General features: G+C 43.9%; 14 protein-coding genes. 10 read left to right on the top strand and 4 right to left on the bottom strand.

All coding sequences use genetic code 11. The features are described 5' to 3' along the window. The first annotated feature begins 352 nt into the window (after window positions 1-352). The 5 genes from kaiC to ACFQZI_RS19650 all read left to right on the top strand — a co-directional run bounded on the left by kaiC (window position 353) and on the right by ACFQZI_RS19650 (window position 5,240). On the top strand, window positions 353-2,098 hold the full coding sequence (gene kaiC, locus ACFQZI_RS19670; RefSeq protein ID WP_377145559.1) for a circadian clock protein KaiC: 1,746 nt from the start codon (window positions 353-355) through the stop codon (window positions 2,096-2,098). After that, window positions 2,098-2,385, top strand: coding sequence for a circadian clock KaiB family protein (locus ACFQZI_RS19665; RefSeq protein WP_121247137.1), 288 nt, complete (start codon window positions 2,098-2,100; stop codon window positions 2,383-2,385). Before kaiC ends, ACFQZI_RS19665 begins: the two co-directional genes overlap by 1 nt. A gap of 18 nt (window positions 2,386-2,403) precedes the next feature. Beyond that, complete coding sequence (locus ACFQZI_RS19660; RefSeq protein WP_377145557.1) at window positions 2,404-2,730, top strand: circadian clock KaiB family protein; 327 nt, start codon at window positions 2,404-2,406, stop codon at window positions 2,728-2,730. A 3-nt stretch (window positions 2,731-2,733) separates the two neighbouring features. Continuing rightward, complete coding sequence (locus tag ACFQZI_RS19655) at window positions 2,734-4,386, top strand: PAS domain-containing sensor histidine kinase (protein WP_377145555.1); 1,653 nt, start codon at window positions 2,734-2,736, stop codon at window positions 4,384-4,386. An 80-nt stretch (window positions 4,387-4,466) separates the two neighbouring features. After that, window positions 4,467-5,240, top strand: a complete 774-nt coding sequence (locus tag ACFQZI_RS19650; RefSeq protein WP_377145553.1) for an enoyl-CoA hydratase/isomerase family protein — start codon at window positions 4,467-4,469, stop codon at window positions 5,238-5,240. A gap of 38 nt (window positions 5,241-5,278) precedes the next feature. On the opposite strand, the gene ACFQZI_RS19645 is transcribed toward ACFQZI_RS19650, so the two are convergent. The 3 genes from ACFQZI_RS19645 to ACFQZI_RS19635 all read right to left on the bottom strand — a co-directional run bounded on the left by ACFQZI_RS19645 (window position 5,279) and on the right by ACFQZI_RS19635 (window position 7,065). Further along, window positions 5,279-5,599 (bottom strand): hypothetical protein, encoded by a 321-nt coding sequence (locus ACFQZI_RS19645; protein WP_377145551.1) that lies wholly within the window; start codon window positions 5,597-5,599, stop codon window positions 5,279-5,281. Between the two features lie 2 nt (window positions 5,600-5,601). Next, window positions 5,602-6,078: a ferritin-like domain-containing protein gene (locus ACFQZI_RS19640; RefSeq protein ID WP_377145550.1), complete on the bottom strand. Its 477-nt coding sequence runs from the start codon at window positions 6,076-6,078 to the stop codon at window positions 5,602-5,604. A 210-nt stretch (window positions 6,079-6,288) separates the two neighbouring features. Then, window positions 6,289-7,065 (bottom strand): DNA-formamidopyrimidine glycosylase family protein, encoded by a 777-nt coding sequence (locus ACFQZI_RS19635; protein ID WP_377145548.1) that lies wholly within the window; start codon window positions 7,063-7,065, stop codon window positions 6,289-6,291. Between the two features lie 123 nt (window positions 7,066-7,188). Here ACFQZI_RS19635 and ACFQZI_RS19630 point away from each other — a divergent pair, with 123 nt between their 5' ends. The 3 genes from ACFQZI_RS19630 (at window position 7,189) to ACFQZI_RS19620 (ending at window position 9,275) form a co-directional block, all read left to right on the top strand. Then, window positions 7,189-8,247, top strand: a complete 1,059-nt coding sequence (locus ACFQZI_RS19630; RefSeq protein WP_377145546.1) for a type III polyketide synthase — start codon at window positions 7,189-7,191, stop codon at window positions 8,245-8,247. 4 nt (window positions 8,248-8,251) lie between these two features. Beyond that, on the top strand, window positions 8,252-8,743 hold the full coding sequence (locus ACFQZI_RS19625; RefSeq protein WP_377145544.1) for an isoprenylcysteine carboxyl methyltransferase family protein: 492 nt from the start codon (window positions 8,252-8,254) through the stop codon (window positions 8,741-8,743). Window positions 8,744-8,840: 97 nt separating this feature from the next. Next, entirely contained in the window at window positions 8,841-9,275 is a 435-nt protein-coding gene (locus ACFQZI_RS19620; protein ID WP_377145542.1) for a hypothetical protein, read from the top strand. A 94-nt stretch (window positions 9,276-9,369) separates the two neighbouring features. Here ACFQZI_RS19620 and ACFQZI_RS19615 read toward each other — a convergent pair whose 3' ends face one another. After that, window positions 9,370-12,390 carry a glycosyltransferase family 117 protein gene (locus ACFQZI_RS19615; RefSeq protein ID WP_377145540.1) on the bottom strand — a complete coding sequence of 1,007 codons (3,021 nt, stop codon included), beginning with the start codon at window positions 12,388-12,390 and terminating at the stop codon, window positions 9,370-9,372. A gap of 230 nt (window positions 12,391-12,620) precedes the next feature. Here ACFQZI_RS19615 and ACFQZI_RS19610 point away from each other — a divergent pair, with 230 nt between their 5' ends. Both ACFQZI_RS19610 and ACFQZI_RS19605 read left to right on the top strand, forming a co-directional pair. After that, complete coding sequence (locus ACFQZI_RS19610) at window positions 12,621-14,273, top strand: gliding motility protein RemB (protein WP_377145539.1); 1,653 nt, start codon at window positions 12,621-12,623, stop codon at window positions 14,271-14,273. A gap of 458 nt (window positions 14,274-14,731) precedes the next feature. After that, window positions 14,732-15,982 carry a DUF2130 domain-containing protein gene (locus tag ACFQZI_RS19605; RefSeq protein ID WP_377145537.1) on the top strand — a complete coding sequence of 417 codons (1,251 nt, stop codon included), beginning with the start codon at window positions 14,732-14,734 and terminating at the stop codon, window positions 15,980-15,982. The last annotated feature ends 167 nt before the right edge of the window (window positions 15,983-16,149 follow it).

Below are 16,149 nucleotides of genomic sequence, written 5' to 3'. Positions count from 1 at the left end.
TGTTATTACAATATTAATTTTTTTCTTTTTTATTACAGCCACGGTACTATTATAAATTTTGCCTTATAAAATAAACGATAGCATGGTACAAGCCTTACAACCATCAGCTATACTTTTAAATTGAATGTTAAAGTTTTTATTTATTGGTTATGGTTTTTAGGTGCATCGTAAATAAAATAGTATAAATCAAACAATTACAATTCCTTTAAGTTGAAATTTCATGTTTTTTACGCTGGCATCATTAATATTTAGTATAGCTTAACAGCATAAATGGTACCCATGCTAATGCAGTGTTTTGCTTACTAAGGGATAATTTATACTTTTATGACAATTACTGAACAATATTAATACGATGAGTAAAACTCAAAGGAAAAAAGAGCCTAACATTTACGGAACGCTGCCAAAGGCGTTAACCGGTATTACCGGGCTCGATGAAATAACAGGCGGAGGCTTACCATTGGGCCGCCCAACATTAATTTGTGGTGAGGCCGGTTCCGGCAAAACCTTAATGTCGATAGAATTTATTGTACGCGGGGCTGTAAATTACAACGAACCCGGCGTTTTTGTAGCATTCGAAGAAAAGTCTGAAGAACTTGCTACCAATGTAGCTTCCTTAGGTTTCGACCTGAAGACACTGCAAGCCGAAAAGAAAATAAAGATAGACCATATACATATTGACCGGAGCGAGATAGAAGAAACCGGCGAATATGATTTGGAAGGCTTATTCATTCGCCTTGGTTATGCTATAGATAGTATCAAAGCCAAAAGGGTAGTGCTTGATACGCTGGAGAACCTGTTTTCGGGCCTTGATAACCAGGCTGTGCTGCGTACCGAGTTGCGCAGGCTTTTTACCTGGCTTAAAGAAAAAGGCGTTACAGCCATTATAACCGGCGAGCGTGGCGAGGGATCTTTAACCAGGCAGGGGTTAGAGGAGTATGTGAGCGATTGTGTTATCCTTTTAGATAACCGCGTTACTAACCAGATAACTACCCGCCGCTTGCGTGTAATAAAATACCGCGGCACGGTGCATGGTACTAACGAATATCCCTTCCTAATAGATGAAGAAGGTATATCGGTTTTACCGGTAACGTCATTAAAAATGGCCAACCAGGTATCATCAGAACGAATTTCTACCGGGATCAAAGCTTTAGACGTTATGTTGGGTGGCAAAGGCTTGTTCCGTGGCGGCAGCGTGCTGGTATCGGGCACGGCAGGCACGGGTAAAACAAGTTTGGCGGCATCATTCGCTAACGAAACCTGTAACCGTGGCGAGAAGTGCGTTTATTTTGCGATGGAAGAGTCGCCCAGCCAGATCATCCGCAACATGCGTTCTATAGGGGTCGACCTTAAAAAGCATGTAGATAGCGGTCTGCTTGTTTTTAATGCCTCAAGGCCAAATCTTTACGGCTTAGAGATGCACCTGGTGGCCATGCATAAGCAAATAAAGAATAACAAACCAAGCGTTGTTATTATTGATCCTATTACCAACTTTATCAATATAGGTTCGGTAAGCGAGGTGAAAAATATGTTGGTGCGACTGATAGATTTTTTACAGGAGGAGCAGATCTCGGTAATGTTTACAGCCTTATCGTTAAATACCATTGTAAACGAACAAACCGACGAGGGCGTATCGTCATTAGTGGATGCCTGGTTTTTGGTACGTGATATTGAATTTAACGGCGAGCGTAACCGTGGCCTTTATGTTATGAAATCGCGCGGAATGAAACACTCTAACCAGGTACGTGAATTTGTAATTACAAATAACGGGCTCGACCTGATAGACGTTTACCTTGGCCCGGATGGTATCCTTACAGGCTCGGCCCGCGAACAGCAAATGCTACTTGAAAGAACCGGCGAAGCTATTCGTACCAACGCGGTTGGCCGTAAAGACCGTGAAATATTGCGCAAGCGCCAGGTGCTTGAAGCTAAAATTGCCAGCCTTAACAGTGAGTTTGAATCGGTTGAGGAGGAACTTAATAAGGTTTATATGGAAGAAGAACTGAAAAAACAAATATTAGAAAAGAACCGCGAAGAAGTTACCAGGCTAAGGAGAGGAGAGCAGGCGGAAGAAGAATCAAAAACATCCCGCAAAAAATAATGGTAAAAGTTGATAAGAAATGGGAGCTTAGGCTATATGTAGCGGGTAAAACGCCAAAAAGTGTTACCGCGCTAAGCAACCTAAAAAAATATTGTGAAGAGCACTTAAAAGGACAGTACCGTATAGAGGTTATTGACCTGTTAGAGCAACCTCAGCTGGCCGAGGGCGACCAGATATTGGCCATACCAACGCTGGTGCGCAAGGTACCTGAGCCCATACGCAAGATCATAGGTGACCTTTCTAACGAAGAAAAGGTGCTTGTTGGATTAAACATTCGGCCTGCCTAATTGTATTAACTGTAAGTTATGGCCGATCAGGACGAGAGTTTAGAAACATACGATGACAATACCGGGGCGGAGCCTTATGTATTGCGTTTATTTATCATAGGGGCATCCCCCAACTCTATCCGCGCGGTAGAAAATGTAAAATCTATTTGCGATGAATATCTTAAAGATGGTTACGAACTCGAGATCATTGATATTCATCAGCAACCACAACTTGCCGAGGGCGAGGATGTTATAGCAGTGCCATTGATGATCAAGAAATCACCCTATCCCGAGCGCAGGATGATTGGCGATATGAGCGATACCCAACGCGTATTAAAAGGTCTTGGCCTTGCCAACAACAGTTAAATTATGGAGCAGCAGAAACAACTCTTAGAAGAAATTCGGGAACTGCGCTTTCAACTGGAAGAAGCGCAGGAAACCATTAACGCTATACGTACCGGGCAGGTTGATGCCCTGGTTGTAAAAGATACCGACGGCCACCAGCTTTACACCTTAAAAACCGCCGACCAAACTTACCGCGTTTTTATTGAACGCATGAGCGAAGGCGCGGTTACTATAAACCGGGAAGGCATTGTTTTGTACTGTAATACCCGCTTTGCCGAAATGGTTAGTACCCCTCTTGAAAAAGCAATAGGGGGGCATTTAAGATCCTTTGTACCCGAAGAATCGCAGGAAGTGCTTGAACATGTTATCAGCAGTAGCTGGGAGGAAGATTGCCGCCAGGAAATATTGCTTAAAGATGGCCACGGGGCAGATATGCATTGCCTTTTCTCCTGCAATACTATCGAGTTAGATAGCGGCACGGCGTTAAGCATTATTATAACCGACCTGAGCGTACTGAAAGAAACCGAAAGACAGCTTCAGGTAAGAAACGAACAGTTAGAGGAGTCGCGCGCCAATACCGAAAAGTTGAACGACTCGTTAGAAGCTATTGTAAGGGAACGCACGCACGACCTGCTGATAAGCCGCGAGCACTTTAAGCTGCTTACCAACAATATTGTACAAATGACCTGGACCAACCTGCCCGATGGCCGCATAAATTCTTATAACCAGCGTTGGTACGATTATACCGGTTTGGATTTTGAAAATACAGGCGGTGGTTTTGGATGGAAAGAACTTGTACACCCCGATGACCTGGACGAAACGCTGACCAGGTATAACACATCGTTAAAAACCGGAGAGATGTTTGAGGTTGAGAACCGCTACCGCCGGCACGATGGCGTATATCGGTGGCACTTGAACCGCTCAAGGCCATTAAGGAACGATGCCGGGGAAATAATTTACTGGGTTGGTACGGCTACTGATATTGAGGACCAGAAACGCGAAATGGACCGCAAGGATGAGTTTATTGGTATTGCCAGCCACGAGCTTAAAACGCCTTTGACCAGCCTTAAAGGTTATTTGCAATTGATAGATAGCTATAAGCGTGAGGAACTGCCGCCAATTGTTAAGCAGTATATTGGTAAGGCCGGCGTCTCTATTAATAAACTACAAACCTTAATAAACGACCTGCTTGATGTAAGCAAAATTAAGGCGGGCCGTTTGGAGTATGCGTTTGAGAATGTAAACATTACCGAGCTGATAAACCAAAGTACGGATAACTCACTGCACGTATACCCCTCATATATTTTCATAAACAACGCTGATGGGGTGTATTATGTAAAAGGTAATTCCGAACGCTTAGAACAGGTTTTCATGAACTTTATAAGCAACGCCGTAAAATATTCTCAAACCAATAAAACCGTCATAATCAATACCGAAAAGCGCGGCAATAATGTACGTGTATCTGTTACGGATAACGGCATAGGTTTATCAAAAGACCAAAGCAGCCGCATATTTGAGCGCTTTTACCGGGTAGAAGATAAAAAGAACATGACGAGCGGCCTGGGCATGGGCTTATACATTTCGCACCAGATCATTACAAACCATAACGGCATTATAGGGGTTGATAGCGAACCGGGCAAAGGTTCAACCTTTTACTTTGAATTGCCGCTGGCATAGCTTTTTAGCCATTTGTTTAGAGGCTGTAATTTGCAGGTACGCATAAAATGCGGATATTGCGGGGTATTTATATTAGCTGCATGATCACAGATAGCAACAACGGAAACGTAATATCTATAACAACAGCCGAGGGCGTAACTACCATAGGCTTTTACCATCCTGCCCAAAACTCGTTACCTGCCATTTTGCTGCAGGAACTTACCAATAAAATAAACGAAGCAAGCGCCAACCCTCAAACCAAAATAATTGTATTGCAAAGCGCAGGCGAACGTACATTTTGCGCGGGTGCCAGTTTTGACGAACTGCTGCAAATAAAAGATAAAGAAGCCGGGGCTAAATTCTTCTCCGGCTTTGCCAATGTAATTAATGCCTGCCGTACATCGCCCAAAATTGTGATAGCCCGCGTACAGGGTAAAGCCGTTGGCGGGGGCGTAGGCCTTGCTGCCGCTGCTGATTACTGCCTGGCTACCAGCGCGGCTTCTATAAAACTAAGCGAACTGGCCATAGGTATTGGTCCGTTTGTTATATCACCGGCCGTTATTCGTAAAATAGGGTTGCCTGCTTTCTCGCAGTTAACCATTCGCGCGGTCGATTTTCAATCTGCACAATGGGCAATGGAAAAGGGATTGTATAACGAGGTGTATGAAGATACCAAAGCTTTAGATGAAGCTTTATCACTACTAACTCAAAGGCTTGCATCTTACCACCCCGAAGCCCTCTTAGGCCTCAAAAAAATACTTTGGGAGGGTACCGAAGATTGGGATAAGCTGTTAACAGAACGTGCTGCAATAAGCGGAGAACTGGTGCTATCCGAGTTTACACAAGCCGCGCTTAATGGTTTTTTAAAGAGATAAGATACTCCTCGCCATGCGCTAAACTACAGCAAGCTGTACTAAAACAAAGGATCGGCCTTGCCCGAATTAGGGATTAATATCTTGCTTAAGTTATATTCCCTTTCCGGTTCATCGTCACCTTTTATCAGGCCTTTGTTAAATAAGCCTTCTAATACTTCGCGTGTTTGCTGCAAGTGGGTGGCTTTGTCGGTTTGTGGTTCAAGCTCATCCAGTTTTGCGGCTACATGCGGCGCGGTAGCGTACTCTAACTGCGCGAGGGCAAAAACTACATTATCCTGCAAAGATGCCCCGGCATCGTACTTATGCGGTACGTGCAGGGGTTTGTAATCTTTCAAAAAGTCCTGATCGGGGCTGTCCATAATTAGGCTACTTGTTTATAAGTGTCGCGTAAGGCTTTAATAGCATCGTGTGCTATTTTTAAACCATTTAAATGGTTGTTAAGAAGGGCCACCACTTTTTCATCTTCCCAAATTAATTCTTTATCATCCAATGCTTTGCGGTAGGCGCTTTTTGCAACGTCCTCGCCATACTCGCAATCAGAAAGCACCGAGTGGTTATCTTTTTTTACAAACGCCGATTTTACGTCCATCCAGGCATGATAAAATTTGCCTGAGAGTGTAGTACCATCTGTTGGCGAACCACCCAGCAGGTGAATATAATCATTTAATTCGTTAACGTAACCGCGGCTTTGATCAGCATATCCTTCAAAAACCGTTTTTAATGAAGCGTCTTCCGTTGCTTCAATGCCTTTTTGATAACCCGCTATGCGGTCGTTATTTATTTTTATCAGATCGTTCAATGCCGAGATCTGGTGTTGTATATGTTGTAATGTTCCCATGTAAGTAGATGTTTATACAAGTTTGAACATATTGCTCAAGTTAAATGTTTTACGTTTGTGGAAAATAAATGTTGGCGCTGTAAAAAGAAAATTGTCATGCTGAACGTAGTGAAGCATCTACTCGCCGCCATGTATTGCTGTTGCACAGTTCAATATAAAATACTTCGCTATCGCTCAGGATGACAAGTTGTTTAATGCACACTGAGGCCATTACTCAAACAACTCCTGCTCCCCGGTATAATATGTCTTCCGCGATTTTTCATCAATAAGAATTGGCGCGCCTTTGGGGCTATGCTTTTTCTTCGAGTTGTGTATCAGCATAAAATCGCGCACTTCGCCGGCAATAATATCCGGGTTAGCTTTTATGATCTCTTTTTCGGCATTCTTCAGTACATCATGAATGGACTTTACCAGGTCTTTAACTTTATCCTCCGGGATCTTGTTACTTACCGAAAAGGGCGAAATGCCCGCATCCCACAGTATTTCATCAGCATAGGCGTTGCCAATGCCGCGTATTATTTTTTGGTCTAACAGTACAGTTTTAACATTGGTTTTCTTTTTGCCCAGGATGCCTTTCAGGTAATTTAACCCTGCATCTTCAGATAGCGCGTCTGGCGCTTCTTTAGCTTCGGGGTTAAGGGTAGGGGCGGCAATCCCCTGGAAATCGGTTAGCACCAACCCCGTATCATCGGTAAATAAAAGTTCTATTATGGGGTATTTGTTATCGCTTTTGCCTTCAAACAAAAACAGCTTGCCGTGCAGCATCAGGTGCAGGCCAAGCACATCGCCCTTGCTAAATTTAAAAAAGAGCTCTTTGCCATCGCGGTAAACCGATGATAGCTTTTGGCCGTGCAAGGTATCCTGCAAAACTTTATGGGTAACATTTAGCTTTGGCGCCTTGTGTACAATAACTTCTTTAAGGGTTTTACCGCTTAGGTTCTTATGCAGGTTTTGGCTAAAAACTTGCAGATCGGGTAGTTCGGGCATGGCGTTGTTGTTTGAGATGCTAATGTAAAAGCTTAGTGGCAAATAAAACAATAGTGTTTATTAAAAGTTGTCAACCAAAGCCGGTTTTAAAACGTAACTCTTATAAAGCTTTACCAAAATAAAATGCCACATATATCAGCAGTATCTAAAATAGATTTACCGGATAAAACAAAGCAACAGGATGTAAAGGAGCAGGCAAGCCAGATGTTCAGCGCTAATTTCCCCCAGGCCCACCGCCTGATGCCCGCGTTTGATAATACAGGCATTGTTACCCGCAATTTTGTAAAACCCTTAAGCTACTACGCCGAAACTACTACATTTAAGCAGCGTAACGATGAATATATCAGGCTCTCGGTGCAATATGCTGTACAAGCGGTTGAGGATGTGATAACCAAAGCCGATATCAGCAAAGACGATATTACAGACCTGATCTTTATATCTACCACAGGGTTAGCTACCCCGAGTATTGATGCGCTTATAATTAACCAAATGCACTTAAACCCGCACATTAACCGTACGCCGGTTTGGGGTTTGGGCTGCGCGGGCGGCGTAGCGGGTGTGGCTAAAGCAAATATGGCAGCAAAGGCAAACCCCAAAGCGGTGGTGCTTTTGGTAGCTGTAGAGCTTTGCTCGCTCACACTCATTAAAAACGACTACAGTAAAAGCAATTTTATAGGGTCGAGTTTATTCTCCGACGGAGTGGTAGCCTGTATTGTAAAAGGCGATGATCATCAATTGGCCGGGCAGCAGCTGAGTATCAAAGCTGCAAGCAGTAAACTTTATTATGATTCGCTTGATGTGATGGGCTGGGATTTTAGCGAGGAAGGTTTTAAGGTGGTGTTCTCTAAAGACATCCCTACATTCATCCACCAGAATATAAACGCGGACGTAAATGAATTTTTAGATAGACAGGGTTTAAAGCTGAGCGATATTAAAAACTTCATCTTTCACCCGGGCGGTACGAAGGTGCTGGATGCTTATACCGATGCCCTGCAAATACCCGGCGATTTCCTAAATAACACCCGCCAGGTAATGACCGATAACGGCAACATGAGCAGCGTTACGGTACTGTATGTACTGGAAAAATTCCTTACAACTGGCTTTGAAGACGGTTACGGCCTAATGCTGGCGATGGGCCCGGGCTTTAGCAGCGAAATGGTATTATTAGATATGAAAAACTAAACCGATGGTATTTATTGTATTTATCCTGTTCCTGATATTACAGCGCCTGGCCGAGCTTTACGTATCATCTAAAAATGAAAAGTGGCTGTTGAAGAATGGTGCGGTAGAGTATGGTAAAGAACATTACCCGTTTATGGTAAGCATGCACACGCTTTTTATTATATCCGTAATAGCAGAATACATCTGGCGGGATGATACCATTGCAAGCTACCCGCTTATTATATTATTCTTTGTATTGATCGTTATAAAAGTAATTGTAATATCTACCCTCGGCCATTACTGGAACACCAAAATTTATAAAGTGCCCGGCACAATACCTGTTGCAACAGGTATTTACAAATATGTTAAGCACCCCAATTATATAATAGTTGTATTAGAGATAGCCATTATCCCGCTGGCATTTGGATTGTATTACACCGCCATGATTTTTAGCCTGCTTAATGCGGCCATGCTTTATGTGCGCATTAAAAAGGAGAATGAAGTTTTGGCGATGTGAATTTTCGTTTAGAAGATTAACCACCACGAAAAATATTTGATATGTTTGTGTAACAAAGCGATAACTCGTCCATCCAAACAAACACAAACTAAATAAAATGAAACTAAAAGTATTAACCGCGGTAGCAGCAACCGTTTTTCTATCTGCCTTTACCATTTCAACTTCCGAAAAAGACCTTGTTGGTTCATGGAAAATTGACGATTCGAGCGTGAACAAAGTAGTGAAGCTGGTAATTGAAAAAGCCGTTGAAGCTAACCCGGCCGTTGAAGACCAGATCAACGCGCAAAAGGACATGATAGTAACGATGATAAAAGGCGTAAGGCTAAACATCAAAGCCGACCATACTTACGAAACCGTTAGCCCGCAAGGTACCAAAACCGGCAAGTGGACTTTGGCTGCCGATGGTAAAGCGATAGATTTCACCAAAGAGGACGGCTCTATACGTAAAGATGCTGTACTGGAGTCATCAGCAACCCGCCTTAAAGTAATTAACGGCGACATGAAAGATACCGTAGTTTACGTACACCCTTAAGCGCAAACTACACTACCAAAAAAGCCTCCTGTAATTAAATTGCAGGAGGCTTTTTTGCTTTCGGCTTTAGTCTTTCAGCTTTTCGCTTCTAAGCTTAATTTTGGCCCAATATAGGGGCAAATTTGCTTTCGTAATCTTTTAGCTGTGCATCAAGCTTATTGCTAACATCTGTTTGTTTAGCTGTTTTGGCATAGTCGCTCATACCGTTTATTACCTGCATGCCAATTTGCACATCGCGGGTGTTTACCCTGTTAACGTCGTCTTTTAGCAGGTGGTAGTTGTAATCTAACTGGTCTACCAAAAATTTATCTACGTTGTTTACAAATTTGTTGCCCAGCTTCACATCGCCCAACTGGTAGGCCAGCTGCGCTAAAAACATTTTGCGGGCAGTAACATCAATGTACGGATACAGGTCCTCGGGCAATTCGTCGTCGCATTTATGTAGAACTTTCAATGCCATATCGGGGTGGCCTTCTTTAACCAGGTTTTGTGCAAGGTCTAAAAACGTGGTCATCATTACCGGGAAAAACATATTGGTCGACTCATGATCCAGGTATTTAGCCTTTTTAAAGTTGCCGTATTTAAACTTGTTCATCATGTTATCGTACATCACCAGGCTGTTGGTTTTGCTTAACTGATCATGATTGGCGGTGTCGGCCTTTAAGGGTAACAAACGGTAAGTAAAACCCTCTTTGTAAAGGTATTGCTGTAGCCCTATCAGGTTACTGTTACCAATAGTGGTGGTAAAGCAAATAGGCCTTTTCCAGTTATTATGCGCTAAAATATCCAGCAAGGCAAGGTTGTCTTTGGTAACATAGTTAGAGGTATATTTCCATGTTATCGCATCGGCAAGCCGGCTTTTTTGTTCAGGTGTAATTACCTTGTTCTTCATCACATCATCGGGGTTAACCGTGATCTTGAAGTTTTTAGTGGGCAGGTAATTAGCATAGTTGCCGGCCTGGTTTTGCCCCTGCATATTCTTATCGTCAGATGTCAGGAAATCAAAAACCTCTTTCAGTTCAACAGGGTCTTTGATATTGCCATCGTTGTAATAAATTACATCCCGCACACCATCCTTATATTTATCGTAAGGCATGGTAATAGGCAATGGTTCCGAATCGTTCATTTTCTTCTGCATCTGGCGGATGTACCAGTCGCCGCTAAACAGGCTCAGGTTAACAATGCGCACATCAGGGCGTATGCCCTCAACTTCCTGGTCGTACCATAACGAATAGGTGTCATTATCGCCATAAGTAAACAAAATAGCGTTTGGCGGGCAGGAGATAAGGTAATTGTAAGCCATATCATGCGGCGTCATCTTGGTAGAGCGGTCGTGACCGGGCCATTCTTTAAACGCCATTAGCACCGGTACAGCCAGTAAACAAATACCGGTAGCGATGTAAGCGGCTGTGCGGACCTTAACCTTGCGGCTTATACCGTCGGCAAGGGCAATAACGCCAAGGCCTATCCATATGGCAAAGGCGTAAAACGAGCCTACATACGAGTAGTCGCGCTCGCGCGGCTGCACGCTTGGCTGGTTTACATAAAGCACCACCGCAAGGCCTGTAAAAAACCAAAGCAAGGCAATAATAAGCGCGTCTTTCTTTTTACGCTCAAAATGGTAAATCATCCCAATTACACCTAAAATGAAGGGTAAGGCGTAAAGCGGGGTATAGGTTGGGCTATCTACAACAGATTTTGGCAGATGCCTGCCGCCGTCAAGAATGCCGCTGGTCCAGTTACCGTCAATGCTTTCGGTACTTTGCTGGCCGTCCTGGTCGTTATAGCGGCCTACATAGTTCCATAAAAAGTAACGGAAGTACATCTGGTAAATTTGCCAGCTTGCCATCCATTTAATATTATCTACAAAGGTTGGTTTTTGTCCCTCGGGCAGTTGCAGCCAGCCGCGGTAAAAGCCCACATCGCTTGGATCGGTGCTGTACATGCGGGGCAAAAAGGTGGTATGGTCGTAATCATAGGTCATACGCTTACCTGCAATCTCATATTTGGTAGCGCCTTTGCGGTAAATGGTGCTGCCCTCGTGCTGGTCGGTAATTTGAGCGTCGAAATATGGGCCGCTTAACAGCGGGTTTTCGCCGTACTGAATGCGGTTAAGGTAACCGTATAGGATAAAGGCATTATCGGGGTGCGAGTTATTTAAATTGGTGTTTGCCGTAGCTCTGATAGGGATGTAAGCGAATGAACCATAACCAAAATAAATAAACGCGATACACAGGAACGCCAGGTTTAAAGTAGGCTTGTTTTTGCGGATGCTATATATAATGCCCGCCACAATGCAGGCTATCAACAATATAAAAAAGAAGAATGCGCCGCTGCCAAAACCAAGGCCAAGGGTATTTACAAAAAACAGATCAAAAAAGGCGGCGAACTTAATAGTGTACCCCCTGATGCCGTACTGCACAAAACCAAGTATGGCTATGCTGATAAAGAATGCTATGAACGCGCTTTTAGTAGTTACGTTTTTATACCTGCGGAAGTAATATACCAGCGCGATAGCGGGGATAGTTAACAGGTTTAGCAAGTGGATACCAATAGAAAGCCCCATTACGTAAGCGATAAAAACTATCCATTTATCGGCGCCGGGTTCATCTGCATGGGCATCCCACTTTAATATCGCCCAAAATACTACCGATATACAAAGCTGCGACAGCGCGAATACAATGGTTTCAACAGCCGAGTACCAAAAAGTATCGGTATAGGTAAAGGCCAGAGCGCCAACAAGGCCGGCCCCCATAATAACGGTAGTTTGCGCATCGCCAAAAGATTTTTCGCGGCCGGCAAGCAGCTTTTTGGCAATGGCGGTTATGGTCCAAAATAAAAACATGACCGATGCCCCGCTTGCAATGGCCGAGCCCATATTGGTAAAATAAGGCACTTTGGTATTATCGCCCAGCGATAGCAGCGAAAAAACCTTGCCCAGCATGGCAAACAACGGGTAACCCGGCTGGTGCGATACCTGTAGCCTGTAAGCGCACGAAATAAATTCGCCGCAATCCCAAAAACTTACTGATGGCTCTAATGTTAAGATGTAGGTTGCTGAAGCTATAACAAAGCAAAGCCAGCCCAAAAGGTTATTAATTTTATTGTATTGCATTCCTGAAAAGGTAAAATTAAGCGGGGCAAATATCTGTATTTTTTTGTAGCCTGATAATTTATAACACATAGGCAACAACAATTTAACAGAAATTAACGGTTTAAACCTGTCATCGGCTGCTTAAAAGCAGGGGGTGCAACGGATTTAATGCTTTATTCTATGGAGTTGGGACGGGTGAGCGGGAATTTAACGTTTTAGATTTTAAATAAATAACACTTATTTTGCTACGTATGCAAAAAAACTATACTAAGCTGGCGGGTAAAGTTGCTTTACTGTTGTGCGCATTTGGCTTAACGGCCACGGCAGTTAAGGCCCAATCGGTTTATTTACCGCAATCTTACCAACTATACCAAAAGTTTAATGCCGATGTATATTCAAAAGGCAACAGCATGCACACCTCGCTGCGCCCATTCCTGATAGATAGCACCCTGCAGGGCCGTTATAACCAATTAATGAATGTTGGGGTTGACAGCAGCCGCAAAAATTGGTTCCTGCGCAAAATAATTAACGAGCACCTTATTGATGTTAAAGCCAAAGACTACACCTTTTACGGCGATATCCTGTTAGAGAACACCTTTGGGCACGATTTTAACGATAAAACAAACCAAAAGGTAAACTTTAAGCCCATTGGCTTTGGGCCAAACGCAAAAATTGGCTTAAACACGCGCGGTTTCCAGTTTGGCGGTACAGTGGGTACAAAGTTCTCCTTTTATACTAGTGGGTATGAGAACCAGGCGGCCTTCCCTAATTATTATACCGACTATGTTAAGCTAACCGGTTTTGTGCCGGGACAGGCTTATGACCGTTCAGCCACTAAAAGCTATCGCGATTTCTCGTATGCCACCGCCATACTATCATACACGCCGTCAAAATATTTGAACTTTACGCTGGGGCAGGATAAAACCTTTATTGGCGATGGTTACCGGTCGATATTGCTGTCAGATTACTCTGCACCCGCGCCGTTGCTGCGTGTAACCGCCAACATTGGCAGGGTGCAATACATGATGATGTGGACTTACATGCAGGATATCACCCTGCCCCAGTTTGATACCTTTGGCAGTAACCGCCGCAAATGGGGCTTGTTCCACTATTTAGACTGGAATGTGACCAACAGCTTATCGCTCGGTTTCTTTAATGCTTACATTGTTCCCGAAGCCGATGATAATGGCAACCGCCGTGGTTTCGACGTAAACTTTATTAACCCCGTACTTTTCTCGAGCAGCCTGGGCCCATCCTCGCAGCCCGGCAACGCGTTGGTAGGCTTTACCGGTAAATATAAAATATTTGACAAGACAGCCCTGTATGGCCAGTTTTTGATAGATCGTTTTAAGGCAAGCAGCTTTTTTGATAGCAAAGGCGGCGAAAATACTAACGGTGTGCAACTGGGTATCCGTGGGGCCGATATTTTGGGGGTTAAAGATCTAAACTACCTGTTAGAATATAATGCCGTTAAACCTTATACCGGCTTCACCAATAGCGTAATAAGCAATTACAGTTATTACAGCCAGCCCCTGGGCGACCCATTCGGGGCGAATTTTAGGGAGGTAACAGGTTTGCTTAACTATACTAAGGGCAGGTTCGATTTTCAGGGACAGTTGATGTATGCCAGGTATGGCTCAGATGGACTAAATCAAAACTTTGGTAAAGATATTATGAAACCCATCCCGCCCGGGCCTATTACCACCAACATAGGGCAAGGCATCACCAGCAACCTGTATTACGCCGAAGGTACGGTATCGTTCCTCATTAACCCAAAATACAATATGCGTTTTGAACTGAGCGGCCTGTATCGCCAGGAAAAGAACGATTTTACCAATAAAAAAGCGGCTATCATTTCCTTCGGGTTAAGAAGCAGCTTTAGGAATTTATATCACGATTTTTAGGCCTCACCCTCCCCTCTCCAAAGGAGAGGGTTCTATCAGATGATTTTTATAGTTTTTTAAGTTCTCTCCTTGGAGAGGGCAGAAGAGAGTTCTTTTTTGTCCTCATAGGTCTTCTGAAAGAGACCCTCCGTACGCAAAGTTTACCCATTATGAAAGCTACTGTAACAGTACTGTCTCTGCTTTCCCCTTAAAAGGGGAAGACCACTGCCGGTAAGTTTAGCATAACCGTTGATAAGGGGTAAAATCTACATGACAAACATTTTTGAAACCTTTACTTAGGAGAGGCATGGAGGTTCTTGATTTCCTTAGATCCTCTCCCTTGGAGAGGATTTAGGTGAGGCTACTATGGCAGAAAGGCCCTTAACTTTCTTAAGTCCTCTCCCTTGGAGAGGATTTAGGTGAGGCCTCTATGGCAGCGAGAGGCTATTTTCCCTATCTTTGATATTCATTAATTATTTATGGCTACAGAAGTTAAGTGCCCAAGCTGCGGACATGGTTTCCCTATTGAGGAGGTTATGGCCGAGGAGTATAAAAAGCAGTTAAGGCTTAAAATGCAGGATTATACCCGCCAAAAAGAAGAAGAGTTTCAGCGTAAAGAGGCGGAATTTACAAACCGGGAAAAAAAGCAGCAGGAGGCATTTGACCATCGCCTTGCCGAAGAAAAGAAGGCCCTGCAGTTGGCTTTGGAAAGTAACCTGCGCAAATCTATCGCCAGCGATTACGAGCATGAGATGAAGGTGCTTCAGGATTCGATCAACAGCACGGCCGAAAAGCTAAAGGTATCGCGCCAGAAAGAACTGGAATTTTTACAGCGCGAGCAATCCCTTAAACAAAAAGAAGAAGAGATGGAACTCGCCCTGCAACGCAAATTGCAGGAGCAGCGTGCCGAACTAAGTGAGCAGATCCGCAAACAGGAGAACGAAAAGCACAGCATAAAAGATACCGAGTACCAATTAAAGGTAAAAGAGCTTGAAAAGCAGCTTGACGACCAGAAAAAGCTTGCCGAAGAGATGAAACGCAAGGCCGAGCAAGGCTCGATGCAGTTACAGGGCGAGGTGCAGGAACTGATATTGGAAGAGCAGCTGCGCAGCTACTTTCCGTTTGATATTATAAGCGAGGTGGGCAAGGGCGTGCGCGGGGCCGATTGTGTGCAGACCGTGCGCAACCAGTTTGGGCAGGAATGTGGCCGTATCATTTACGAAAGTAAACGCACAACCGCGTTCGGCGGCGATTGGATAGACAAGCTTAAAAAAGATATGCGCGCCCAGGGCGTTGATGTAGCCGTGATAGTTACGCAATGCTACCCTAAAGGGATGGACTGCTTTGGCGAAAAGGACGGTGTTTGGATCTGTAGTTTTGATGAATTGAAAGCCGTATCATACATCCTGCGCGATGGCGTTGTAAAGCTGGCCAACATGGCTAAGGCCCAGGATAATAAAGGCGATAAGATGCATCTGCTGTACGATTACCTTACCAGCAGCGAGTTTTCCGAACAATGGAAAGCCATTCGCGAAGGGTATATGAGCATGCGCCTCTCCATCGTAAAAGAGCGCGACGCGATGGAACGCCTATGGAAATCGCGCGAGAAACAACTGGATAAAGTATTATTGAACGCAGCCGGCATTAAAGGATCGATAGAAGGTATAGCGGGTAACGATGTGATACAACTAAGCCTTGATGATGACGATGAGCAGTTTTTAATTGAGTGATCTTGAATCCGTGTGTAAGTGCTTAGTATGGTAAGCATTTGTAAGCTATTGAATGATTTAAGTGAATATCTAAAAGTGTAAATGCAATTCAGGATCACACACATGGAAAGCTAATTTGTGTAAACCTATTTTAGTACTTAACTTTAAAGTGTAAATCAACCCCAGTA

It is taken from the genome of Mucilaginibacter lutimaris (genome assembly GCF_042676625.1).
Taxonomy (GTDB): domain Bacteria; phylum Bacteroidota; class Bacteroidia; order Sphingobacteriales; family Sphingobacteriaceae; genus Mucilaginibacter; species Mucilaginibacter lutimaris.
The sequence above is the reverse complement of the archived record's forward strand: the minus strand, read 5'-3'. Positions and strand labels throughout refer to the sequence as shown.

Excerpts from the sequence above, each read along its gene's own strand:
- ACFQZI_RS19605 (WP_377145537.1), top strand. The coding sequence starts at position 14,732 with ATGGCTACAGAAGTTAAGTGCCCAAGCTGCGGACATGGTTTCCCTATT.
- ACFQZI_RS19635 (WP_377145548.1), bottom strand. The coding sequence starts at position 7,065 with ATGCCCGAACTACCCGATCTGCAAGTTTTTAGCCAAAACCTGCATAAG.
- ACFQZI_RS19640 (WP_377145550.1), bottom strand. The coding sequence starts at position 6,078 with ATGGGAACATTACAACATATACAACACCAGATCTCGGCATTGAACGAT.
- ACFQZI_RS19665 (WP_121247137.1), top strand. The coding sequence starts at position 2,098 with ATGGTAAAAGTTGATAAGAAATGGGAGCTTAGGCTATATGTAGCGGGT.
- ACFQZI_RS19620 (WP_377145542.1), top strand. The coding sequence starts at position 8,841 with ATGAAACTAAAAGTATTAACCGCGGTAGCAGCAACCGTTTTTCTATCT.
- ACFQZI_RS19625 (WP_377145544.1), top strand. The coding sequence starts at position 8,252 with ATGGTATTTATTGTATTTATCCTGTTCCTGATATTACAGCGCCTGGCC.
- ACFQZI_RS19655 (WP_377145555.1), top strand. The coding sequence starts at position 2,734 with ATGGAGCAGCAGAAACAACTCTTAGAAGAAATTCGGGAACTGCGCTTT.
- ACFQZI_RS19610 (WP_377145539.1), top strand. The coding sequence starts at position 12,621 with ATGCAAAAAAACTATACTAAGCTGGCGGGTAAAGTTGCTTTACTGTTG.
- ACFQZI_RS19660 (WP_377145557.1), top strand. The coding sequence starts at position 2,404 with ATGGCCGATCAGGACGAGAGTTTAGAAACATACGATGACAATACCGGG.
- ACFQZI_RS19650 (WP_377145553.1), top strand. The coding sequence starts at position 4,467 with ATGATCACAGATAGCAACAACGGAAACGTAATATCTATAACAACAGCC.
- ACFQZI_RS19645 (WP_377145551.1), bottom strand. The coding sequence starts at position 5,599 with ATGGACAGCCCCGATCAGGACTTTTTGAAAGATTACAAACCCCTGCAC.
- kaiC (WP_377145559.1), top strand. The coding sequence starts at position 353 with ATGAGTAAAACTCAAAGGAAAAAAGAGCCTAACATTTACGGAACGCTG.
- ACFQZI_RS19630 (WP_377145546.1), top strand. The coding sequence starts at position 7,189 with ATGCCACATATATCAGCAGTATCTAAAATAGATTTACCGGATAAAACA.
- ACFQZI_RS19615 (WP_377145540.1), bottom strand. The coding sequence starts at position 12,390 with ATGCAATACAATAAAATTAATAACCTTTTGGGCTGGCTTTGCTTTGTT.